Genomic DNA, 23,949 nt, shown 5'->3' with positions numbered 1-23,949 from the left:
ACCCCCAATTGTTAGACTGTGTCTAACAATTGGGGTGCAGTTCAGTTTCCTCGCTCTTTTTTTATTTGTCATAAACAATCTATGATGAAATTTAAGCGATTCTAAATACAGTAAGGCGGATGTTAGTATTTCCTGTCGCAGGGATCGTAATCTCATTAAGAGTAGATTGAACAGAAATTCTTGCACCAGCTGCTAATGTTTCGATTGTAGTAAATGAAAGTGAGTCGCCTATTAAATTTGAAGAGAAATTATCAGTTGCGACTGCTCCATTAATTGAAATTCCTACTCCGAGTGGAGCGCATCCTGGCGCAGTTGTAGAAATGGATACGCTAATTACATAAATACCACCGTTAATAACAGTAACTGTATCTGTGCCGTTGAAGATAATATTGTTTACGTTAATTGCAGTACTAAAAATAAAGTTATTAAATTGCAGTACTGTTTGCTGAATATTGTTTGTTACAACAATTGTTGCTATAGGGAAGCTAGGTCCAGTTGGCCCAGTAGGTCCGGTAGGTCCACCAGAAGGTCCAGTAGGTCCAGTAACTCCTATACCAGTAGCGCCGGTAGCACCCGTTGGTCCTTGAATGCCTTGAGGTCCGGTAGCACCCGTGTTACCTTGAACGCCTTGAGGTCCAGTGGCACCGGTAGCACCTGTGTTACCTTGAACACCTTGAGGTCCAGTGGCACCAGTAGCACCCGTGTTACCTTGAGCACCTTGAGGTCCAGTAGCGCCGGTAGCACCTGTGTTACCTTGAACGCCTTGAGGTCCAGTGGCACCAGTAGCACCTGTGTTACCTTGAGCACCTTGAGGTCCAGTAGCGCCGGTAGCACCAGTAGCACCCGTGTTACCTTGAGCACCTTGAGGTCCAGTGGCACCAGTAGCACCTGTGTTACCTTGAGCACCTTGAGGTCCAGTGGCACCAGTAGCACCTGTGTTACCTTGAACGCCTTGAGGTCCAGTAGCACCTGTGTTACCTTGAGCACCTTGAGGTCCAGTGGCACCAGTAGCACCTGTGTTACCTTGAGCACCTTGAGGTCCAGTAGCACCAGTAGCACCTGTGTTACCTTGAGCACCTTGAGGTCCAGTAGCACCAGTAGCACCTGTGTTACCTTGAACACCCTGAGGTCCAGTAGCGCCGGTAGCACCTGTGTTACCTTGAGGTCCCTGAGGTCCAGTAGGTCCAGGAGGCCCGCCAGAAGGTCCGGTAGGTCCGGTAACTCCTATACCAGTAGCGCCAGTGGCACCGGTAGCACCTGTGTTACCTTGAACACCTTGAGGTCCAGTAGCACCTTGAGGTCCAGTGGCACCAGTAGCACCTGTGTTACCTTGAACACCCTGAGGTCCAGTAGCGCCGGTAGCACCAGTAGCACCTGTGTTACCTTGAGCACCTTGAGGTCCAGTAGCGCCGGTAGCACCAGTAGCACCTGTGTTACCTTGAACGCCTTGAGGTCCAGTAGCACCTGTGTTACCTTGAGCACCTTGAGGTCCAGTAGCACCTGTGTTACCTTGAACGCCTTGAGGTCCAGTAGCGCCGGTAGCACCAGTAGCACCTGTGTTACCTTGAACGCCTTGAGGTCCAGTAGCACCTGTGTTACCTTGAACACCCTGAGGTCCAGTAGCGCCAGTAGCACCCGTGTTACCTTGAGCACCTTGAGGTCCAGTAGCACCTGTGTTACCTTGAACGCCTTGAGGTCCAGTAGCACCTGTGTTACCTTGAACACCCTGAGGTCCAGTAGCGCCAGTAGCACCCGTGTTACCTTGAGCACCTTGAGGTCCAGTAGCACCTGTGTTACCTTGAGCACCTTGAGGTCCGGTAGCACCAGTAGCACCTGTGTTACCTTGAGCACCTTGAGGTCCGGTAGCACCAGTAGCACCTGTGTTACCTTGAGCACCTTGAGGTCCGGTAGCACCAGTAGCACCTGTGTTACCTTGAGCACCTTGAGGTCCGGTAGCACCAGTAGCACCTGTGTTACCTTGAACGCCTTGAGGTCCAGTGGTACCGGTAGCGCCTGTGTTGCCTTGAACACCTTGAGGTCCAGTAGCACCTGTGTTACCTTGAGCACCTTGAGGTCCAGTAGCACCAGTAGCACCTGTGTTACCTTGAACGCCTTGAGGTCCAGTAGCGCCGGTAGCACCTGTGTTACCTTGAACACCTTGAGGTCCAGTAGCACCAGTAGCACCTGTGTTACCTTGAGCACCTTGAGGTCCGGTAGCACCAGTAGCACCTGTGTTACCTTGAGCACCTTGAGGTCCGGTAGCACCAGTAGCACCTGTGTTACCTTGAGCACCTTGAGGTCCGGTAGCACCAGTAGCACCTGTGTTACCTTGAACGCCTTGAGGTCCAGTGGTACCGGTAGCGCCTGTGTTGCCTTGAACACCTTGAGGTCCAGTAGCACCTGTGTTACCTTGAGCACCTTGAGGTCCAGTAGCACCAGTAGCACCTGTGTTACCTTGAACGCCTTGAGGTCCAGTAGCGCCGGTAGCACCTGTGTTACCTTGAACACCTTGAGGTCCAGTAGCACCAGTAGCACCTGTGTTACCTTGAACACCCTGAGGTCCAGTAGCGCCGGTAGCACCTGTGTTACCTTGAGGTCCCTGAGGTCCAGTAGGTCCAGGAGGCCCGCCAGAAGGTCCGGTAGGTCCGGTAACTCCTATACCAGTAGCACCGGTAGCACCTGTGTTACCTTGAATACCTTGAGGTCCAGTAGCACCAGTAGCACCTGTGTTACCTTGAGCACCTTGAGGTCCAGTGGCACCGGTAGCGCCAGTAGCACCCGTGTTACCTTGAGGTCCAGTGGCACCGGTAGCGCCAGTAGCGCCCGTGTTACCTTGAGGTCCGGTAGCGCCAGTAGCGCCCGTGTTACCTCGAGGTCCAGTAGCACCAGTAGCGCCAGTAGCACCCGTGTTACCTTGAGGTCCAGTAGCGCCGGTAGCGCCCGTGTTACCTCGAGGTCCAGTGGCACCGGTAGCGCCGGTAGCACCCGTGTTACCTTGAGGTCCAGTGGCACCGGTAGCGCCCGTGTTACCTCGAGGTCCGGTAGCGCCAGTAGCGCCCGTGTTACCTCGAGGTCCGGTAGCACCAGTAGCGCCTGCTGGTCCAGTAGGTCCGGTAGGTCCTTGAATGAACGAAGCAGAATTAACTAGAGCAGTTTGTAATGCTGCTATTAATTTAAGAAGCTCTTGAAGTGTGCAAGGGTCAATTCGGAATAATTTTGTAATGTATAGTAAATAGTTAATGAGATTTTGAAGCTCAATAAATACAGCGCTTGCTACAAAGGTTGGATTTCTTAATATAGTTATTAAGTTTTTAATAATAGCTAACCCTTGTGCTTTCAGGGAGGAAGTAGCGTCTAGTGAACAAATAAATTTACTTAGTAGGTTCAATGTATCGATTAGATCTTCAATATTTTGGGGAGATGGATTTGCAAAAAGTGTTGGGATTATTTTTGTTAAATCAATAATAATCGCACGAAATGTTCTAAGTTGAGCTTTAGTAATTGGGATTGATGGAGTATTTGGGATTCGTCCAGCGCTACTTGGAAAGCATGGTTTGGAGAATTTGTTTTGATTGTCGTTATAACGAGACATTAAATCTCTCCTTTCTCACGAAAATGTGAACGAAACTCATCATAGTAGATGCAGAAATTAGTTAAATGGTCATAGTAAAATCGTTTGTTTAAAGAAAAAATAGAAAAAACGCCTTACAATAAGGCGTTTTTTCTATTTTCTGCGTATTGATAATATCGCTTTAATGAAATTTTTGATTTGAATCCAGCGAGTTTTATAATTTCTGATTCAGGAGTTTCTTTTTTTATTAAGTTTAAAATATAGGTGTTACGAAAATGTTGTCCTGAAATTCCTTTACGTAAATTGGCTCTAGCCACTTCGAGGCGAATCATTTTTTGTATAGCAATTTCCGTTAATGCCTTTGGTGCATCATTTTCATATACCCACCTGTATGTTCCGCGGTTAAAATCAAATGCGACAAACAATGAATCATAACTATGATACTTAGGACGAACTGGTTCTGGGATACTTTTGTAATAATTATATAGTTGTTTTTTGTCTTCTTTTGCTAATGTAATTGTTCTTTCTACACCTGCGGTTGCTGGGATTGACAATGTGTTAGTTTCAAAGTGAACGTGATGCATTGTTAATGCTGTAAGTTCCTGTAAGGATAAACCGTAGTCGATCAATAGATTTAAAATAGCAATATTGCGATCCATTAATAAAGGGCGCACAGGAAGTTGTTTTTCTGAAAGTCCTTCTAATGAAGTGACTATATACTTTAATCTTTTTTCTTCATCAGGTGAAATGAAATCTTCGTTACGAAGTGTACGGTCTGGTTGAATAGATATTTCCATATTCTTCAATGGATTGGGAATGTTTAGAAAGTGATGCATTCTATTTAATACAGTAAATACACGATGCATCGTTTTTTCTGAGTAATGTCGATTCGTTTTTAAATCGGAAAAGTAATCTTCGTAGTCTTTTGTACAAAGTGTAGCCCATATATTACTGGAAGGGAGCTTTTTGTTTTTTTCTAACCAATGTCCGAAGTCTTCAACGTCATAAACATAACGTTTAATAGTTGAGGGTTTTCGGCCTTTATTCAATAAAAAAATAGAAAAGGCTTGTATTGTATCATGGAATTCCGTTGTCTCCATAGTCCCACCACCTTAATTATTTCTTATATTATAGCAAACTTTTCTGAAAATAGGCATTTACAAGGGGGACAGGAATAATAATATTTGGTGAGTGGATAAAGTGAAACTATAATCAGTGGGGATTTTGTTCATCCTCTGCGATTATTAGTTGAACCAATCGGGCATTTACGGGCGGTTATCTCCCGCTTAAATACCAAACGTTTGCTGAATGTCGAGGTGGGAGTCTTACTGCTCGCAAATAGCGGGATAAAATGAGGTGATTGTATGGAACAATCGATGCGAAAGAAAAACAACAATCAAATTAATATTGTGTTAAACCATCGAAAGAAAATTTCTTTGCCAGCCGCAGAAAATAAAACGGTAATTTCAAATGAAACTACAATTAAACATGAAATGCTGCAGAGAATTGAAGAAGAGATGGGGAAGCTTGTTGGGATGGATGATATAAAAAAGATAATAAAAGAAATATATGCTTGGATTTATGTGAATAAAAAAAGACAAGAGAAGGGATTGAAGTCTGAGAAGCAAGTGCTTCATATGCTGTTTAAAGGGAATCCGGGTACAGGGAAGACAACTGTTGCTAGAATGATAGGAAAATTGCTGTTTGAGATGAATATTCTATCGAAAGGCCACTTGGTTGAAGCTGAACGTGCTGATCTTGTAGGAGAGTACATCGGCCATACAGCTCAAAAAACAAGAGACTTAATAAAAAAAGCAATGGGAGGTATTTTGTTTATTGATGAGGCGTATTCTTTAGCTCGAGGAGGAGAGAAGGACTTTGGAAAAGAAGCAATTGATACGCTTGTAAAACATATGGAAGATAAACAACATGGTTTTGTATTGATTTTAGCTGGATATTCAAGAGAGATGAATCACTTTCTTTCATTAAATCCAGGGCTGCAATCTCGTTTTCCATTTATTATTGAATTTGCGGATTACTCGGTAAATCAGCTATTGGAAATTGGAAAGAGAATGTATGAAGATCGTGAATATCAGTTATCAAAAGAAGCTGAATGGAAATTTAGGGATCATTTACATGCGGTGAAGTATTCGTCGCAAATTACATCGTTTAGTAATGGGCGGTATGTACGGAATATTGTTGAAAAATCAATTCGTACACAGGCGATGCGGTTGTTGCAAGAAGATACGTATGATAAAAATGATTTAATTGGAATATCGAGTATGGATTTGATGCTCGAAGAGGAGACGCACAGTACATAAACTGTGCGTCTATTTTTGTGTATAAGTTCGTTTACTCTTTTTTTGCTTTTTCTTGGTGCGCTTTATGGAAGCGTTCCATTTTAGCGCTCTTTTCGTGTGCTGAATTAGGGTCGTGTCCAAATTGGTTTACTGAACTTTTTTGAGCTCCTTTATTAACGTGGTTTGTCATTTGTATTCACCTCACTTTAAAAATTAGTATAAACATTATATAAAGAAAAAATCGTTAGAAAAGAAAAACCTCTTTACGATATGTAAAGAGGTTAGATTGCTATTTATGCATTGAACGTTCTTTCGTTTCGATACGTCTGTGCGGTAAATGCCATTTGTAATGAATAGAAACCATGCGGAAGCAAACAATTAAAATGAATAAAATGTAAAGGGCCCAATCGCTAACAATAATTTGAGCGCCAATTAAGAAACCTGCTAAAATTGTCCAAAAGGCATATACTTCAGCTCGAAGAACGAGAGGTTTTCTGCGGGCTAAAAGGTCGCGAATGATACCGCCGCCGATACCAGTTAAAACAGCTGCCACGATTGTGGCACTAATTGGTAAATTTAATTTTTGAGCATATAATGCTCCTTGTACAGCAAATGCTGATAAGCCGATAGCGTCAGTGATATTTTCCCACTTTTTCCAATGTCTAATTAACTTATTTGGAAAAAGAAAAATAATAGTCATTGATAAAAGTGCGATTTGGAATAACATGTCTTGTTGCCAAAACGCGACAATCGGATAACCGATTAATAAATTACGAAGGGCACCTCCCCCAAATGCGGTTGCCATTCCTAAAATATACACCCCGAAAATATCATAATCCTCTTCCATTGCAACAATGGCTCCGCTTAGTGCGAAAGCGATTGTGCCTATGATGCTAAAAATCTCCCATGCCATGAATTTTCTCCCCCGCTAACTAGATGAAATGTGCTTCCTCTGCTATTATATTAGAAGGTTTAAATTTCGAAAAGGATGAGTGAACATATTTGATGGAAGAAAAAGAAAAAGTCATATTAGTAGGCTGTCAATTGCCGCAAGATGATGATGAAAAATTTATGCATTCCATGAAAGAGCTTGCATCACTAGCTAAGACTGCGAGAGCGGAAGTGTTAGTTTCAACAACGCAAAAACGACCAAAGTTTCATCCGGCAACTTACATAGGTAAAGGGAAATTAGAAGAGCTTACAATGCTAACTGAAGAATTAGAGCCGGATGTTATTATATTTAATAATGAATTAACGCCGAGTCAAATTCGGAATTTATCCTCAGTATTAGATGCGAGAGTAATTGATCGAACGCAACTAATACTAGATATTTTTGCGCAACGTGCGAAGTCGAGGGAAGGTAAGCTTCAAGTAGAATTAGCTCAGTTGCAATATACAATGCCACGTCTTATGGGGCAAGGGTTGTCCTTATCACGTCTTGGTGGTGGTATTGGAACGAGAGGACCGGGTGAGACGAAACTTGAGACGGATCGTCGTCATATTCGATCGCGTATTGATGAAATAAAGAAACAACTTGCAGTTGTTGTGGAACACCGAAAAAGATATCGTGAGAGAAGAAAAGACAATAAAGTATTTCAAATTTCATTAATAGGCTATACAAATGCAGGGAAATCGACACTGTTTAATAGATTAACGGAAGCTAATACGTTTGAAGAAAACCTTCTGTTTGCAACACTAGACCCAACGACGAGGAAGATGCCCTTACCTTCTGGTTATACAGTATTACTAACTGATACTGTTGGTTTTATACAAGATTTACCCACTTCATTAATTGCTGCTTTTCGTTCAACACTGGAAGAAGCGGGGGAAGCAGATGTTATTTTACATGTAGTTGATTCTGCGGATCCTAACTACATAGGGCATGAAAAAACAGTAAAACGATTATTATCAGAACTTGAAATTAATCATATTCCTATTATTACGTTATATAATAAAAAAGATGAATTACATCAAAACTTTATTCCGTTTCCGAAAAGTGATTTCTTAATGACTAGTGCTTTTGAAGAAAGTGATTTATTGCGTATAAAAGAAGCGATAGAAATGAAAATGAAGAAAGAAATGGATCGTTATCGAGTAGAAATCCCTCCGAGTGAAGGTAAGTTATTAACGCTTTTAAAGACGGAAACGCTATTAGCAAAGATGGAGTTTCTGGAAGATAAATTTGTATATGATTGTGCAGGGTATATTTTTACTCATTCATCGCTTAATGTGCAATTAAAGAGATTTTTAGTGGAAGAAGGAGAAAATAAAAATGTTTGATCGTTTGAAAAATGGAGAAAAAATTGCTCCAATCGTAAAAGAAGTAGAGAATCAGATTACAGAAGTACATAAACGTGCGGATGAAGTAATTGAAAGTAATCAGTTTCGTGTATTAGAAAGTTTTCGTAAACATAAAATTAGTGACTCGCATTTTATCCCGACGACAGGTTATGGTTATGATGATATTGGCCGTGATACGTTAGAAAAAGTGTATGCTGATGTATTTGGGGCGGAAGCTGGACTTGTTCGTCCACAAATTATTTCAGGTACTCACGCTATTTCTACAGCGTTATTCGGTATTTTACGTCCAGGAGATGAGTTATTGTACATTACTGGGAAACCGTATGATACGTTAGAGGAAATCGTTGGTGTGCGTGGGAAAGGTGTAGGTTCATTTAAAGAATATAATATTGGTTACAATGCAGTTCCGCTAACTGAAGGTGGGCTTGTTGATTTTGAAGCTGTTGCAGCAGCGATTCATAGTAATACGAAAATGATCGGTATTCAGCGCTCGAAAGGTTATGCTACTCGTCCATCGTTTACTATTTCTCAAATTAAAGAGATGATCGCGTTTGTTAAAGAAATTAAACCTGATGTTGTTGTGTTTGTAGATAATTGTTATGGGGAGTTTATTGAAGAGCAAGAGCCGTGTCATGTTGGTGCAGATTTAATGGCGGGTTCGCTTATTAAAAACCCAGGCGGGGGAATTGTAAAAACTGGTGGTTACATTGTCGGTAAAGAACAGTATGTTGAAGCGTGTGCATATCGTTTAACATCTCCGGGAATTGGTGCGGAAGCTGGAGCGTCTTTATACAGTCTGCAAGAAATGTATCAAGGGTTCTTCTTAGCGCCACATGTTGCAGGACAAGCGCTGAAAGGTGCAATTTTTACAGCTGCGTTTTTAGAAAAGTTAGGAATGAACACGTCACCAGCGTGGAATGCACCAAGAACAGACTTAATTCAATCTGTTCAATTTGATGATAAAGACCGTATGGTTGCCTTCTGTCAAGCGATTCAATATGCATCTCCAATTAATTCGCATTTTACTCCGTATGCAAACTATATGCCAGGTTATGAAGATGATGTAATTATGGCGGCGGGAACATTTATTCAAGGTGCAAGTATTGAATTGTCTGCTGATGGTCCGATTAGACCACCGTATGTTGCATATGTGCAAGGTGGATTAACGTATTCGCATGTTAAAATTGCGATTTGTTCTGCGATTGATGAATTGATTGAAAAGAATTTATTAACAATTTCTTAAAGGGGAGCTGTCGATATCGGCAGCTTTTTTCGTATAAAAGTAACGATTTATGCGATTAGAAAAAAGAATGAAAAAATTTATAAAAAAAACATGTAAGAAAAGCTAACATCTATTGACACTAAACATAACATGTTATAAAATGAGAAGCAGTTAAGGCGAAGGAGGAACTGAAAAATGAAAGAAGATAGACGTTCTGCCCCGCTGTTTCCAATTGGTATTGTTATGGATTTAACACAATTGTCTGCACGTCAAATTCGCTACTATGAAGAGCATAATCTTGTTTCTCCAACCCGTACAAAGGGGAATCGTAGATTATTTTCATTTAACGATGTAGATAAGTTGTTAGAGATTAAAGATTTGTTAGATCAAGGCTTGAATATGGCTGGTATTAAGCAAGTGTTACTAATGAAAGAAAATCAAACAGAAGCAGTGAAAGTAAAAGAAGAAACGAAAGAAATTTCAAAAACTGAGCTTCGCAAAATACTTCGAGATGAACTACAACATACAGGTAGATTCAATCGAACTTCATTGCGACAAGGTGACATTTCAAGATTTTTTCACTAAAGATAACTGATTCTGAAGGCGATTAGAGGGACTAAGGAGGAATTTATAATGTCTAGATACACAAAAGAAGATATTTTCCGTTTGGCGAAAGAAGAGAATGTAAAGTATATCCGTTTACAATTTACGGACCTTTTAGGGGTAATTAAAAACGTAGAGATTCCAGTGAGACAATTAACGAAAGCTCTTGATAACAAAATGATGTTTGATGGATCTTCGATTGAAGGTTTCGTACGTATTGAAGAATCTGATATGTATTTATATCCTGATTTAGACACTTGGGTAATTTTCCCTTGGACAGCTGAAAAAGGTAAAGTAGCTCGACTAATCTGTGATATTTACAATGCAGATGGCACTCCATTTGATGGAGACCCACGTAACAACTTAAAACGTGTGTTAAAAGAAATGGAAGCTTTAGGATTTTCAGACTTCAATCTTGGACCAGAGCCAGAATTCTTCCTATTTAAGGTTGATGAAAAAGGAAATCCAACATTAGAATTAAACGATAACGGTGGATACTTCGACCTTGCGCCGATGGATCTAGGGGAAAACTGTCGTCGTGATATCGTTCTTGAACTTGAAGAAATGGGATTTGAAATTGAAGCATCTCACCATGAGGTTGCTCCAGGGCAGCATGAAATTGACTTTAAATATGCAAATGCAATTCGCTCATGTGATGACATTCAAACATTCAAACTTGTTGTAAAAACAATTGCTCGTAAACATGGTTTACACGCAACATTTATGCCGAAACCACTATACGGTGTGAACGGTTCAGGTATGCACTGTAACTTATCATTATTTAAAAATGGTGAGAACGTATTCTTTGATGCAAACGGTGACTTACAACTAAGTGATGATGCTCGTCACTTCATCGCAGGTATTTTAAAACATGCACCAGCATTTACAGCGATAGCAAATCCAACTGTAAACTCATATAAACGTCTAGTACCTGGATATGAAGCGCCTTGTTACGTAGCATGGTCTGCACAAAACCGTAGCCCGTTAGTACGTATCCCTGCATCTCGTGGTATTAGTACACGCGTAGAAGTACGTAGTGTTGACCCAGCTGCAAACCCATATTTAGTAATGGCTACATTATTAGCTGCAGGTCTTGATGGAATTAAAAACAAATTAACTCCACCCGCTGCAGTAGACCGTAACATCTATGTAATGACAAAAGAAGAGCGCGAAGAAGCAGGTATCGTTGACTTACCAGCAACATTAGCGCAAGCGTTAGTTACATTACAATCTAATGAAGTAGTATGCGGTGCACTAGGAGAACACTTACTTGAGCACTTCATCGAAGCGAAAGAGATTGAGTGGGATATCTTTAGAACACAAGTTCACCAATGGGAACGCGATCAATATATGTCTCTATACTAAGAGGCTTGAACCCTTGATACAACTCGTATCAAGGGTTTTTTAATTCCCTATTATTACAATTTTATATGGTTGCAAAATGAAAAACAGCCACATAAAAGCCAATAATTAATAACAAGTAGTGATATCATAGAAAAATATTATCAGATAAATGTAAGTTTTATATAATTTGTGAAATGAAAAAGCCTTGATACTACGGTATCAGGGCTTTTTTAGTGAAGTTATTGGATATGTTAACTACTAGATAATGGATTGTTATTGGTTATTTTGAATCATGTTACTAAGAAAATCTTTTCAAAAGAATTGATCTTATCTTTTTTAATCACTTGTGCTATAACTTAATAATTCTTTACTGCCTTGTACAACGCGAGCGATGATTTTTATGTCCTCATCTGCAAGGCTATAAGTTTGTGGCTTGTGAATCAGATTATTACTCAATGATATTAACGTAATGATCTCAGTTATAACACAGTCTTATTCAGAATTTCGTTAGTTCATTTTCTAAATTTAGGGAATAAATATAGTTTAGTACCTTGCAATAAATAATACTAAATGGTATATTATGGATAAAACAGGTACCGTGTATTGAACAGTACTAAGATAGGAAAGGAGGATGACACTTGAACGTTCAGTTTAAAAAAGGTGTGCTTGAACTTTGTGTATTAGCACTTGTAAAACGTAAAGATAGTTACGGTTATGAACTTGTTCAGCAAATTTCTAATAAATTTTTAATATCGGAAGGGTCAGTATATCCTTTGTTACGTCGTTTGACGAAAGAAGGGTATTTTCAAACGTATTTAAAGGAATCTACGGAAGGGCCACCTCGTAAATATTATCAATTAACAGAGCAAGGGGAGACGCAATTTCATTTGTTAGTAACAGAATGGCGTGATTTTGCGAAAGGGGTACAAGAAATTATTGAAGGGGTGGAATGGGATGAGTAAAGAAGGGTTTCTTAAAGAATTATCAAGTTATCTTAGAAAGTTACCAGAGGAAGAGAGGCAAGATATTTTATTGGATTATGAAGAGCACTTTCAGTTTGGACTAGAAGAGGGGAAAACTGAATCAGAAATAATTCAGGGCCTTGGTTCTCCGAAAATAATCGCAAAAGAGTTACTTGCGATGTATCGCTTCGATGAAATGAAAAAAAATCCATCGACTTCAAATGTGACAAGAGCTGTTATGGCAGCGATTGGACTTAGTTTGTTTAATTTTATTATTGTGTTAGGCCCGTTAGTCGCAATTGTTGCTTTTATATTTTCTTTTTGGATTGGTGGTATTGCTAGTGTAGTAACACCATTTTTCGTTATTGGAAAAGTATTTATGGGTACTTTTATATGGTTGGATCTTTTCGTTAGTATAACGTTTGTTGGAGTAGGTTTATTGTTATGTATTATCGCTTTTTATAGTACAAAGTGGTTTAAGAGATTGTGTGTACGATATGTAATATGGAACTTCAAAATGATAAAAGGAGAGTAAATGATGAAAAAACTATTTTTAATCGCTATCGCTTGTATCATTATTGGAGTAATAGGAATTTCCCAAACATATGAAAAAGCAGTACAAACTGCTGAAAAAGGCGATAAAGAAGATGTAATTAAAAACGAAACATTAAAAAATATAGAAGTTAAGTTAGATGCCGGAGATATTGTTATCCAAAAATCTCCTGATTCTTCTTTTTATGTAAAGCAATCAGGAGATGTACGTAAACAAGAGATTCGTATTGCAGAAGATGGTGACACATTAAAAATTATTGGGGAAAGAGAAAAAGGTGCTTCATTTGATTTTTCTTTTTATGATTTTAGGTTTCAAACGTCTAAATTGACTCTCCTTGTGCCTGAACGCTCTTATCAAGATGTAAAAGTAAATTCATCTGCTGGACAAATCGAAATGAGTGATGTGAAAAGTGATAGCGTAAGTGTTAGAACACTTGCTGGAGAAGTAGAGTTGAAACAAGTAACGGCTAAGAATGTGGAAGGATCGACAAAAGCTGGTGAGGTGAACTTTAAGAAGGTATTAGGGAAAGTGACCGCAAAAACAACAAGTGGGGAAATAAATATTCAAGATCATGATTCCAAGTATAATCTAGAAGCAAGTTCAACTGCGGGAGATATAGATATTACTTTATCGGAAAAACCACAAGATGCGGTAATTACTGGGCAAAGTGCTGCCGGAGATGTAACAATTTTTAATGAAGAAAATAATAACGTAACAATTGGCAATGGTAGTAAAAAGATTAGCGGTAAAACGGCTGCGGGAGATGTGACGATTGAAACTCGTTAATAAGAAATAGAATGTATGGAAATCTATCAAAATACAAAAAAGAAGATAATTACCGTATATAAATAAGGTAATTATCTTCTTTTTATTATTTTTAATGTAAATCACGATATACGCCAATTACTTTCCCGATAACTGACACTTGTTTTAAAATGATAGGTTCTAATGAAGAGTTTTCTGGTTGTAGACGGAAATGGTCTTTTTCTTTATAGAAACGTTTAACAGTTGCTTCGTTATCTTCTGTTAAGGCGACTACAATTTCACCATTATATGCAGACTGTTGTTGGCGAACAACAACTAAATCTCCATCGAAAATACCAGCTTCAATCATACTATCTCCAGAAATACGTAACATGAACACTTGGTCTGCTCCAGCAACAATACTAGCTGGAAGTGGGAAATGTTCCTCTACGCTTTCAACCGCTGTAATTGGTAAACCGGCAGTAACTTTTCCGACAATTGGAACTTGAATAACAGATTGTGTTTCCGTATCCATTCGGTCTTCACCTAAAATTTCAATGGCACGTGGTTTTGTTGGATCGCGTCGAATGTATCCTTTTTCTTCTAATCGTGATAAATGTCCGTGCACTGTAGAACTAGAAGCGAGGCCGACTGCTTGACCAATTTCACGTACGGAAGGTGGATATCCTTTTTCTTGTACTTTTAGCTTAATAAAGTCGAGAATGTCTTGCTGGCGTTTCGTTAACTTTTCCATGTTTTCTAACACCTCGTTTTCTTTCATTTTTCTTATTAATAAGTATAACATGTGAAAAAACATTCTACAAACATAAGTTCGAACAAATGGCGGATTTATGTTACACTATAGGGAAATAATAGGGAGAAAGAGGGGTTCAAAATGAATGCAATTATTTATGCACGTGTGAGTACAACGAAAGAAGCGCAAGAAACATCATTATTACGTCAAAAAGATGAATTATTGCATTTAGCTGAGCGCTATCAAATGAATGTTACTAAGGTGATTGAAGAGCAGGCTAGTGGATATACAATTGAACGTGACGGTATATTAGAGGTGCTGGATACAATTCGAGACGAACAAATTGATGTGTTACTTATACAAGATGAAACGCGCCTTGGTAGAGGAAATGCGAAGATCGCATTAATGCATTGTTTACATAAAGAAGGCATAAAAGTATATACGCATACACATAATGGTGAATTACAATTGTCGGATTCTGATTCGATGGTATTAGATATTATTGGTATTGTTGAAGAATATCAAAGAAAGATTCATAATTTGAAAATTAAACGAGGTATGCAACGTGCAGTAGAAAAAGGTTATCGTCCAGAAAATAATTTAAAAAATCGTCATTTAAGTGTAGGAAGAGAGAAAAAAGAAGTGCCAATTGAGGAAATTGTACGTTTGCGAAAAAGTGAACTCACGTTTGAAGAAATTGCAGCAACATTACGTGGATTTGGTCATAATGTTTCAAAGGCGACTGTACATCGTAGATATGTAGAGTATACGAAGCAATTGCTTGATAAAGAAGAGTAACTATTGTATGATAATAATCAGTTTTGATTAGAAGGGGGATTCGAGATGATTAATCACGAACTCGTTGAACGCATTAACTTCTTAGCGAAAAAAGCAAAAGCTGAAGGTTTAACTGAAGAAGAGCAACGTGAGCGTCAATCGCTACGTGAACAATATTTAAAAGGATTTCGTCAAAATATGTTAAACGAACTTAAAGGAATTAAAGTTGTTAACGAAGAAGGTACAGATGTCACACCGACGAAATTAAAAGCTTTAAAAAAGCAAGATAATGCAAAATTAAATTAAAAGATGGGCGAAGCCCATCTTTTTTTATTTGTAAAAATCGTTATTTAATAACTTTCCAGTTGTTATTAACTGTTGCTTCTATCGTTTTATGTTCCAATATATAATTAGCGATAAGTTCAGACATATCTGTGGGTATATCTTTTACTACCGGTTTGTTTTGAAACATAAAGAAATTTCCCCCGCCACTTGCACGATAATTATTCATTACAACTTCATATTCTTCATTCATATTAAGAGGAGCACTGTTATGCTGTAAAGATTCTACTCTTTCACCAATTGGTTTTGAAATGTTTAATACATATGAAATCCCTTCCCACATATCATAATTATAATGTTGTGGTTTTGGTTCTATGTAGGTAGGACTTACGATGATGGATCCATCTGTTTTTAATGTGAAATAAGAAGCAGAGAGTTCAAGAGCGGCTTTTATATCAGCTCCAGTTATTCTAATTACTTTTAATGTGTTTGGATAAATATAATTAGAAACGATGTCACGCATTGTTACATGTTCCGGGAAACCTGGAGATGTATTATGGAACAAACTTGTACAAGAAATTGATACCTTAGCTATATCCATCTGTATTTTATTTATGAATTCGATAAAAGGATGATCGTGCAAACGAGTTTGCATAGCATCTGAAATTTGCATGTCCCCCTGAATGATTCCAATAGGTTGATCAAGCCACTTTTGTGTTTTCTCTTCGTAATCGGCTACCAATGAAAGTACATCTTGGTCCGCTTCAATTCCTTGTACAGATAATAATTCAGAAGAGCTCTCTTTTTTTACCCATTTACGTTTCGTTTTTTCGAATGTTACTTTTACTTTGCCGACTGAGTGTCCATTGCATCCGGTCTGTAAAATTGTTACACCGTTAGCCATTGTGTGAGAAATTTCTCGGTGTTGATGACCTGTTAGTAAAAGATCTATGCCTTCAATTTCATGGCACATTGCATATCCTTGGTTTTCACCTGTTAACACTTCAGTAGGTTCCCCGGTTTGTAAATCTTTTTCAAATCCACCGTGATAGGCTACGACTAATAAATCGGGTTTCTCATGTTCGCGAATATAAGAAACCCATTTTTTTGTAGTCTTTAATGCATCTTCAAATAGTAAATCTTTAATGTGATGGGCCTGTTCCCAATTTGGGATGTAATGTGTTGTTACCCCTAAAATAGCGATTTTTATATTGGATTCAATCTGTTTGATTAAATAAGGTTTTCCGAAATAAGGTTTGTTTATGTTTTTATCTAATATGTTTGCTGATAGGTACGGGAAGTTCGCAGTAGTCACAGCATTATTTAATATATTCATCCCGTAATTAAATTCATGATTGCCGATAATTGCAGCGTCATATTGTAAGTAATTCGCTAATAAGGACATTGGATTTTTTTTGTTTTTTTCGTATGTAACGTAATGATAAGTAAATGGTGTTCCTTGAATAAAGTCGCCATTATCAATTAAAAGAACGTTTGTATTTTGGGAACGTTCTTTTTTTATAAGAGTAGAAATTTTAGCTAAACCAAGTTCTGCTGGGGAGTTATCTTGGTAGTGAATAGGATAAACAGTGCCATGTATATCGCTTGTTAATAAGATGTTTAAAGTTACAGTTTGATTTTGTTCCAATATGACTCACCTTTTCTATTGTTATCTTCCAATTAATCATATCAAATATGTGAAGTGAATTTTGATGTGAATGTATAGAATGTGTAAAGATTCTGTAAATAACCAATTGTGTATCAAAATATGTGATATATTTCTTCATGTTTACGGAAGGTTATTTTATAACAAGAAAAATGGAGGCATTAATATGTTGAAAAAAGTTTTTGCAATGAGTACAACAGTTGTACTAGCGGCCGGATTATTAAGTGGCTGCGGGACGGAAGAGTCCAGTGCAAGTAAAAATGAAGATACGAAAAAAGGTTATGTACCAAAGACCTTAAATGTTCAATTTGTTCCTTCTCAAAATGCGGATACGTTAGAGGCAAAGGCAAAACCATTGGAAAAGCTATTAAGCGATAAATTAAATATTCCGGTAAAAGTTAGTATTTCAACGAACTACAATACAATTGTAGAAGCGATGGCATCTAAACAAGTAGATGTAGGATTTTTACCGCCAACAGCGTACGTATTAGCACATGAAAAGAAGGCTGCAAATGTAATTTTACAAGCACAACGTTTTGGAGTAGAGGATGAAACAGGAGCTCCTACAAAAGATTTAGTAGATTATTATAAATCTGAGTTTGTTGTTAAAAAAGACTCTAATATAAATAGTGTAAAAGATTTAAAAGGTAAAAAGATTGGTTATCAAGACGTAACATCATCAGCAGGGTATGTATGGCCTGCAGCTGTTCTATTAAAAGAGGGAATTGATCCGTTAAAAGATGTGAAACCTGTTACATTAAAAGGTCACGATCAGTCGCTTATTGCTCTTTTAAATGGTGACGTAGATGCAGCTGTTGTATTCCAAGATGCTCGTAATATTGTAAAAAAAGATTATCCGAATATATTCGAGCAAACGAAAATAGTGAAATTTACGGAGAAAATTCCAAACGATACGATTTCGGTACGTTCTGATTTAGATGAAGAGTGGAGCAAGAAATTACAGGATGCTTTCATTGAAATTGGAAAAAATGAGGAAGGCCGTAAAATCATTAAAGAAGTATATTCTCATGAAGGATATATTAAATCTGATGATAGTAAATTTGATATTGTTCGTGAATATGGAAAGACAGTGAAGACGCAATAATACATAGTGAAATGGCGGCTAGCTGGAAGGTGTGAGATTTCAGTTAGTTTGCCGTTTTTTAGTTATTGATAATACATTGAAAGTAGGTAAGCTGTGTGATAGAGTTTCGAAATGTTTCTAAAATGTATCCGAATGGCACAAGGGGATTGAATAATATAAATTTAAAGATTCAAAAAGGTGAGTTTATTGTAATGGTCGGATTATCCGGAGCTGGAAAATCTACACTTCTCAGATCCGTAAATCGTCTTCATGAGATTACAGAAGGAGAAATCATTATTGAAGGTGAGTCTATTACTTCTGCGAAAGGAAAAGGATTAAGGCGTATGCGCCGGGATATCGGTATGATCTTCCAAAGTTTTAACCTTGTAAAGCGATCAACAGTATTAAAAAATGTATTAGCTGGTCGTGTTGGATATCATTCCACATTACGTACAACGTTAGGTTTGTTTCCGAAAGAAGATGTGGAGCTCGCATTTCAAGCATTAAAAAGAGTGAATATTTTAGAAAAAGCATATGCGCGTGCTGATGAATTATCAGGAGGACAACAGCAACGTGTATCGATAGCTAGAGCATTGGCGCAAGAAGCAAAAATCATATTGGCAGATGAGCCTGTTGCATCGTTAGATCCACTTACGACAAAGCAAGTGCTAGATGATTTGAAAAAAATTAATGAAGATTTTGGAATCACGACAATTGTAAATTTACATTCTATTGATTTGGCTAGACAATATGCGACACGCATTATTGGATTACATGCAGGAGAAATTGTTTTTGACGGTTTAGTAGAAGAAGCAACGGATGAAAAATTTGCTGAAATTTATGGGGACGTTGCTCAGAAAAGCGAATTATTAGAGGTGGCAGTAAAATGAATGACGTGACGATATATTCAAATGAAATACCGAAGCCGCCGAGTAAATTGAAACATATGTTAACGTTTATTTTAGTTATTTTAATGCTGTGGAGTAGTAGTGTACAAGTAGATGCATCATTTTCAAAACTGGTAGACGGTTTTCCAAATATGGTAGATCTATTGAAAGAAATGGTGCCACCTGATTGGAGTTATTTTCAAGTTATTACAACAGCGATGTTAGATACAATACGTATGGCGATTATTGGGACGACCTTAGGAGCGATTTTAGCTATTCCACTTGCATTGTTTGCAGCAAGTAATGTGTTTACTAACACATTTTTATACAGTCTAGCTCGAATGATTTTAAATTTTATACGAACAATACCAGATTTATTATTGGCGGCTATTTTCGTAGCGATTTTTGGAATTGGGCCACTTCCAGGTATTTTGGCTCTTACTTTTTTTTCAATTGGACTTGTAGCGAAATTGTTGTATGAATCAATTGAATCAATTGACCCTGGCCCACTAGAAGCGATGACAGCTGTAGGGGCTACTAAGGTACAATGGATTGTTTATGGAGTCATTCCACAAGTAAAAGCACACTTTGTTTCCTATGTACTATATACATTTGAGGTGAATGTACGTGCAGCGGCTGTCCTAGGTTTAGTAGGAGCAGGTGGTATTGGACTATATTATGATCGTACACTTGGATTTTTACAATATCAACAAACTGCTTCTATAATTATCTATACCCTTATTGTTGTTTTGTTAATTGACTACATTAGTACATTGTTGCGGGAGAAACTATAATGAATAGAACGACGATGATTGTGCCAAAACCGAAGAAACCGAGTATATATCGCTGGATTATTTTAATAGCACTTACAGTTGTATATGTATGGGCCTTTTCAGGAGTACCATTAGAAGGGATAAAGGACACAGCAGGTGAAATCACGAAAGCAATTATGACAGGGATATTAAATCCAGACTGGTCGTATGTATCTTTGCCAGATGGTGAAGATTTATTACATGGATTAATTGATACGTTGGCAATTGCGATATTAGGTACATTTATTTCTGCATTTTTATCTGTTCCGTTTGCCTTTTGGGCGGCAACGAATATGAGTAGTGGAAAATTAACTTCAGGATCTGGGAAATTTGTACTTAGTTTTGTTCGTACGTTTCCTGAATTAGTTATGGCTCTTTTATTTATAAAAGCTGTTGGTCCAGGCTCTTTTGCAGGAGTATTAGCTTTAGGATTACATTCTATTGGAATGTTAGGGAAACTATATTCAGAAGGAATTGAAAACATAGATAAAGGACCGACGGAAGCGTTGCTAGCAACAGGAGCAAACCGTTTTCAAATACTTTGGTATGCAGTGTTACCACAAGTGTTACCAGATTTTCTATCGTATACGTTATACAGATTTGAAATTAATGTAAGATCCGCTGCGATTTTAGGGGTTATTGGAGCGGGAGGGATTGGTACACCTTTAATTTTTGCGCTGAGTTCACGGAATTGGTCTCGTGTTGGTATTATTTTATTAGGTATTATTTTAATGGTAATTATAATTGATTTGATTTCAAGTTCGATTCGGAAACGGATTGTTTAACTTATTTGAAAAGCATCGAAGTTAGATGCTTTTTTATGTTTTTAAAAACGTATTTAAAAAAGTAAGAATAGAAGAAAATTGTATAAATATACAGATAATTCTCTTTCTTTTTAAAATAAAAATAATGAAAAAGTATGTCATATTGAATGCCCATACATTCCCGGAAACATTGATTTTTTTATAAAAAATCAAAAAAATATCAACATATTTGTCGATACATGTTGTATAATCTTGCGTGGGAAGCTATCATATAAATGTATAAAACGTTTACTAATATAAGCGAAGGGAAGAATAGCATGTCACATTCAATCGAACAACTTTCTATCAACACGATTCGCACATTATCCATCGATGCGATTGAAAAAGCAAACTCTGGTCACCCAGGAATGCCAATGGGTGCAGCACCAATGGCTTATACATTATGGACTCAATTTATGAAACAAAATCCAAATAACCCAACGTGGTTTAACCGTGATCGTTTCGTATTATCTGCAGGTCATGGTTCAATGTTATTATACAGCCTACTTCACCTATCTGGTTATGATGTAACAATGGATGACTTAAAGAACTTCCGTCAATGGGGAAGCAAAACTCCAGGACATCCTGAGTACGGTCATACAGCTGGTGTAGATGCAACGACTGGTCCACTTGGACAAGGTATTGCAACTGCTGTAGGTATGGCAATGGCTGAAAGACATTTAGCTGCTAAATATAACCGTGATGCGTATAATGTAGTAGATCATTATACATACGCTATTTGTGGTGATGGAGATTTAATGGAAGGCGTTTCTGCTGAAGCATCTTCATTAGCTGCTCATTTACAATTAGGTCGCCTTGTTGTGCTTTATGATTCAAACGATATTTCATTAGATGGTGATTTAAATCGTTCATTCTCTGAAAGTGTAGAAGATCGTTACAAAGCATACGGATGGCAAGTAATCCGTGTTGAGGATGGAAACGATATTGAAGCAATCGCGAAAGCAATTGAAGAAGCGAAAGCTGACGAAAAACGCCCAACGCTAATTGAAGTAAGAACGACAATTGGTTTCGGTTCTCCAAACAAATCAGGAAAATCAGCCTCACATGGTTCTCCACTTGGTGTAGAAGAAACAAAATTAACGAAAGAAGCATATGCTTGGACTGCTGAGCAAGATTTCCACGTAGCAGAAGAGGTATACGACAACTTCCGTAAAACAGTACAAGATGTTGGTGAAACTACGCAAGCAGAGTGGAACACTATGCTAGGTGAATATGCACAAGCATACCCAGAATTAGCAAACGAATTCCAAGCAGCAATGAACGGTCAACTTCCAGAAGGTTGGGAGCAAAACTTACCAACTTATGAATTAGGATCAAAAGCAGCAACTCGTAATTCTTCTGGTGCTGTAATTAATGCAATTGCAGAGTCTGTACCATCATTCTTCGGTGGATCTGCTGACCTTGCTGGTTCTAACAAAACATACATGAATAACGAAAAAGACTTTACAAGAGATGATTACAGCGGTAAAAACATTTGGTACGGTGTACGTGAGTTCGCAATGGGTGCAGCAATGAACGGTATTGCATTACATGGCGGTTTAAAAACTTACGGTGGTACGTTCTTCGTATTCTCTGATTACTTACGTCCAGCAATTCGCCTTGCAGCATTAATGCAATTGCCAGTAACGTATGTATTCACACATGACAGTATCGCTGTTGGTGAAGATGGTCCAACACATGAACCAGTCGAGCAATTAGCAGCGCTTCGTGCAATGCCGAACGTTTCTGTTATCCGTCCAGCTGATGGTAACGAATCTGTTGCAGCTTGGAGACTGGCTTTAGAATCTACAAACAAACCAACTGCTTTAGTATTAACTCGTCAAGACCTTCCAACATTAGAAGGTGCAAAAGATGATACGTATGAAAAAGTAGCAAAAGGTGCATATGTAGTTTCTTCAAGCAAGAAAGAAACGGCTGATGTTATCTTACTTGCAACTGGATCTGAAGTAAGCCTAGCTGTTGAAGCTCAAAAAGCATTAGCAGCAGACGGTGTTGACGCAGCTGTTGTCAGCATGCCATCTATGGATCGTTTTGAAGCTCAAACTGCAGAGTACAAAGAATCTGTATTACCAAAAGCAGTAACAAAACGTTTCGCAATCGAAATGGGTGCTACATTCGGATGGCACCGTTACGTAGGTCTTGAAGGAGATGTGTTAGGTATCGATACATTCGGTGCTTCTGCTCCTGGTGAGAAGATTATGGAAGAGTATGGATTTACTGTAGAGAACGTTGTTCGTAAAGTAAAAGAAATGCTTTAATGATTTCAGAAAAATCTCTCCGGCATGGAGAGATTTTTCTATGTAAATGAGTTTTTTCGACAGAAAAAGTTTTTTATCTCTCCGCAGTCAGACAATCATTGCAAATTTTCTTATATATAATGAAGAGAAAAGGTTGTCCAGATTGGGAGGGGAAAAATGAAAACGTATGAATTGTATTTAATTCAAGAGGATATTGCGAAATCTTATTTTGGTCGTGAATATTTGTTTTTTGATTTATTTGCTCGATTTTCAGAATCTGGGTCCCTTTCGGAGAAAAAAGTGTTATATAAACAAATGATGTATATAACAAAACCATTACAAGTAATGAAAATTCATCATAAATTAGAACAAGCTTTGCGCGTTCTTGGTAAATATGATAGAACACATCATACACATACACTTTATACGGGAGCGGAGTACGGTGAAATAATGGTGAAACCGCACTATATTCGCATGAATACCTCTGGAAATGTCTCTATGGAAACGACTTTCTTTGAGGTGTTAAGAAAGTGTGAATTAACATTTTTAGCTATGGATTATGAAAATACAAAGTACGGATGGCTGAATCCTCTAAAACAAGTACGAACATATGTGTAAAAAATGTCGAATTGTATCTTGTCTTATTGAAAAGGTTTTAGTACACTGTAAGGTAGACAACATGAAGGAGGAAAATATATGCCAATTTGGTTAGGTATTCTAGTGGGCGTAGTAGCACTAGTAGCAGGCGTGGCGTTAGGATTTTTCATTGCCCGCAAATACATGATGAATTACTTACAAAAAAATCCACCAATTAACGAACAAATGTTAAAAATGATGATGATGCAAATGGGACAAAAACCTTCCCAAAAGAAAATCAATCAAATGATGAGCGCAATGAACAAGCAACAAATGAAATAAGCGCTAAAAGACACTCGCTAAGAGTGTCTTTCTTTTTGTTAGTTACAGTTTTTAAAACTTTTAAAAATTCTGTATTTTTGATAAACTGAAAACATCGCTCATTTTAAG

General features: G+C 38.0%; 23 protein-coding genes. 17 read left to right on the top strand and 6 right to left on the bottom strand.

Annotated features, from left to right (window positions below; translation table 11 throughout):
• Window positions 1-91 precede the first annotated feature (91 nt).
• Window positions 92-3,592, bottom strand: a complete 3,501-nt coding sequence (locus QCI81_RS05495) for a Gly-Xaa-Xaa repeat protein (protein WP_353810632.1) — start codon at window positions 3,590-3,592, stop codon at window positions 92-94.
• 113 nt (window positions 3,593-3,705) lie between these two features.
• Complete coding sequence (locus tag QCI81_RS05490; protein ID WP_098852930.1) at window positions 3,706-4,671, bottom strand: tyrosine-type recombinase/integrase; 966 nt, start codon at window positions 4,669-4,671, stop codon at window positions 3,706-3,708.
• A gap of 264 nt (window positions 4,672-4,935) precedes the next feature.
• Here QCI81_RS05490 and spoVK point away from each other — a divergent pair, with 264 nt between their 5' ends.
• Complete coding sequence (gene spoVK, locus QCI81_RS05485) at window positions 4,936-5,892, top strand: stage V sporulation protein K (protein WP_000438177.1); 957 nt, start codon at window positions 4,936-4,938, stop codon at window positions 5,890-5,892.
• Between the two features lie 31 nt (window positions 5,893-5,923).
• On the opposite strand, the gene QCI81_RS05480 is transcribed toward spoVK, so the two are convergent.
• Complete coding sequence (locus QCI81_RS05480; RefSeq protein ID WP_000181505.1) at window positions 5,924-6,061, bottom strand: hypothetical protein; 138 nt, start codon at window positions 6,059-6,061, stop codon at window positions 5,924-5,926.
• Between the two features lie 99 nt (window positions 6,062-6,160).
• Window positions 6,161-6,784, bottom strand: a complete 624-nt coding sequence (locus QCI81_RS05475; RefSeq protein ID WP_000312267.1) for a trimeric intracellular cation channel family protein — start codon at window positions 6,782-6,784, stop codon at window positions 6,161-6,163.
• A 92-nt stretch (window positions 6,785-6,876) separates the two neighbouring features.
• Between QCI81_RS05475 and hflX the strand changes: the two genes are divergently transcribed.
• From hflX to QCI81_RS05440, 7 genes are all read left to right on the top strand, one after another.
• Complete coding sequence (hflX, locus tag QCI81_RS05470; RefSeq protein ID WP_043924696.1) at window positions 6,877-8,151, top strand: GTPase HflX; 1,275 nt, start codon at window positions 6,877-6,879, stop codon at window positions 8,149-8,151.
• The gene (locus QCI81_RS05465) at window positions 8,144-9,415 is read left to right on the top strand and encodes a methionine gamma-lyase family protein (protein ID WP_000460282.1); all 1,272 of its coding nucleotides are present in this window, start codon (window positions 8,144-8,146) and stop codon (window positions 9,413-9,415) included. Before hflX ends, QCI81_RS05465 begins: the two co-directional genes overlap by 8 nt.
• A gap of 174 nt (window positions 9,416-9,589) precedes the next feature.
• Window positions 9,590-9,979 carry a transcriptional repressor GlnR gene (glnR, locus tag QCI81_RS05460; RefSeq protein ID WP_000656783.1) on the top strand — a complete coding sequence of 130 codons (390 nt, stop codon included), beginning with the start codon at window positions 9,590-9,592 and terminating at the stop codon, window positions 9,977-9,979.
• Between the two features lie 48 nt (window positions 9,980-10,027).
• Complete coding sequence (gene glnA, locus QCI81_RS05455) at window positions 10,028-11,362, top strand: type I glutamate--ammonia ligase (RefSeq protein ID WP_000092763.1); 1,335 nt, start codon at window positions 10,028-10,030, stop codon at window positions 11,360-11,362.
• A 617-nt stretch (window positions 11,363-11,979) separates the two neighbouring features.
• Window positions 11,980-12,303, top strand: coding sequence for a PadR family transcriptional regulator (locus QCI81_RS05450; RefSeq protein ID WP_001102628.1), 324 nt, complete (start codon window positions 11,980-11,982; stop codon window positions 12,301-12,303).
• Window positions 12,296-12,838 (top strand): DUF1700 domain-containing protein, encoded by a 543-nt coding sequence (locus QCI81_RS05445; RefSeq protein WP_353810631.1) that lies wholly within the window; start codon window positions 12,296-12,298, stop codon window positions 12,836-12,838. The genes QCI81_RS05450 and QCI81_RS05445 overlap by 8 nt, the downstream gene beginning before the upstream one ends.
• Complete coding sequence (locus QCI81_RS05440; RefSeq protein ID WP_001986547.1) at window positions 12,839-13,642, top strand: DUF4097 family beta strand repeat-containing protein; 804 nt, start codon at window positions 12,839-12,841, stop codon at window positions 13,640-13,642. It abuts the gene before it with no gap.
• Window positions 13,643-13,733: 91 nt separating this feature from the next.
• Here QCI81_RS05440 and lexA read toward each other — a convergent pair whose 3' ends face one another.
• The gene (lexA, locus tag QCI81_RS05435; RefSeq protein ID WP_000413738.1) at window positions 13,734-14,354 is read right to left on the bottom strand and encodes a transcriptional repressor LexA; all 621 of its coding nucleotides are present in this window, start codon (window positions 14,352-14,354) and stop codon (window positions 13,734-13,736) included.
• A 141-nt stretch (window positions 14,355-14,495) separates the two neighbouring features.
• Here lexA and QCI81_RS05430 point away from each other — a divergent pair, with 141 nt between their 5' ends.
• Together QCI81_RS05430 and QCI81_RS05425 are read left to right on the top strand one after the other, a co-directional pair.
• Complete coding sequence (locus QCI81_RS05430; protein ID WP_000991471.1) at window positions 14,496-15,152, top strand: YneB family resolvase-like protein; 657 nt, start codon at window positions 14,496-14,498, stop codon at window positions 15,150-15,152.
• 45 nt (window positions 15,153-15,197) lie between these two features.
• Window positions 15,198-15,437: a DUF896 domain-containing protein gene (locus tag QCI81_RS05425; protein ID WP_000607015.1), complete on the top strand. Its 240-nt coding sequence runs from the start codon at window positions 15,198-15,200 to the stop codon at window positions 15,435-15,437.
• Window positions 15,438-15,477: 40 nt separating this feature from the next.
• Here the strand turns inward: QCI81_RS05425 and QCI81_RS05420 are convergent, their stop codons facing one another.
• Entirely contained in the window at window positions 15,478-17,061 is a 1,584-nt protein-coding gene (locus QCI81_RS05420) for a bifunctional metallophosphatase/5'-nucleotidase (protein WP_071731665.1), read from the bottom strand.
• Window positions 17,062-17,245: 184 nt separating this feature from the next.
• Between QCI81_RS05420 and QCI81_RS05415 the strand changes: the two genes are divergently transcribed.
• From QCI81_RS05415 to QCI81_RS05385, 7 genes are all read left to right on the top strand, one after another.
• The gene (locus tag QCI81_RS05415; protein WP_353810630.1) at window positions 17,246-18,184 is read left to right on the top strand and encodes a phosphate/phosphite/phosphonate ABC transporter substrate-binding protein; all 939 of its coding nucleotides are present in this window, start codon (window positions 17,246-17,248) and stop codon (window positions 18,182-18,184) included.
• A gap of 95 nt (window positions 18,185-18,279) precedes the next feature.
• Window positions 18,280-19,053, top strand: a complete 774-nt coding sequence (gene phnC, locus QCI81_RS05410) for a phosphonate ABC transporter ATP-binding protein (protein WP_000569234.1) — start codon at window positions 18,280-18,282, stop codon at window positions 19,051-19,053.
• Window positions 19,050-19,844 carry a phosphonate ABC transporter, permease protein PhnE gene (phnE, locus tag QCI81_RS05405; protein WP_001000774.1) on the top strand — a complete coding sequence of 265 codons (795 nt, stop codon included), beginning with the start codon at window positions 19,050-19,052 and terminating at the stop codon, window positions 19,842-19,844. Before phnC ends, phnE (QCI81_RS05405) begins: the two co-directional genes overlap by 4 nt.
• Window positions 19,844-20,647, top strand: a complete 804-nt coding sequence (gene phnE / locus QCI81_RS05400) for a phosphonate ABC transporter, permease protein PhnE (RefSeq protein WP_001082388.1) — start codon at window positions 19,844-19,846, stop codon at window positions 20,645-20,647. The genes phnE (QCI81_RS05405) and phnE (QCI81_RS05400) overlap by 1 nt, the downstream gene beginning before the upstream one ends.
• A 296-nt stretch (window positions 20,648-20,943) precedes the next feature.
• Window positions 20,944-22,944, top strand: a complete 2,001-nt coding sequence (gene tkt, locus QCI81_RS05395) for a transketolase (RefSeq protein ID WP_353810629.1) — start codon at window positions 20,944-20,946, stop codon at window positions 22,942-22,944.
• Window positions 22,945-23,100: 156 nt separating this feature from the next.
• Entirely contained in the window at window positions 23,101-23,541 is a 441-nt protein-coding gene (sirA, locus tag QCI81_RS05390) for a sporulation inhibitor of replication protein SirA (protein WP_000860652.1), read from the top strand.
• A gap of 78 nt (window positions 23,542-23,619) precedes the next feature.
• Window positions 23,620-23,841: a YneF family protein gene (locus QCI81_RS05385; protein ID WP_001123317.1), complete on the top strand. Its 222-nt coding sequence runs from the start codon at window positions 23,620-23,622 to the stop codon at window positions 23,839-23,841.
• Window positions 23,842-23,949: the final 108 nt, after the last annotated feature.

Source organism: Bacillus cereus group sp. MG20 (genome assembly GCF_040459885.1).
GTDB lineage: Bacteria > Bacillota > Bacilli > Bacillales > Bacillaceae_G > Bacillus_A > Bacillus_A cereus.
The sequence above is the reverse complement of the archived record's forward strand: the minus strand, read 5'-3'. Positions and strand labels throughout refer to the sequence as shown.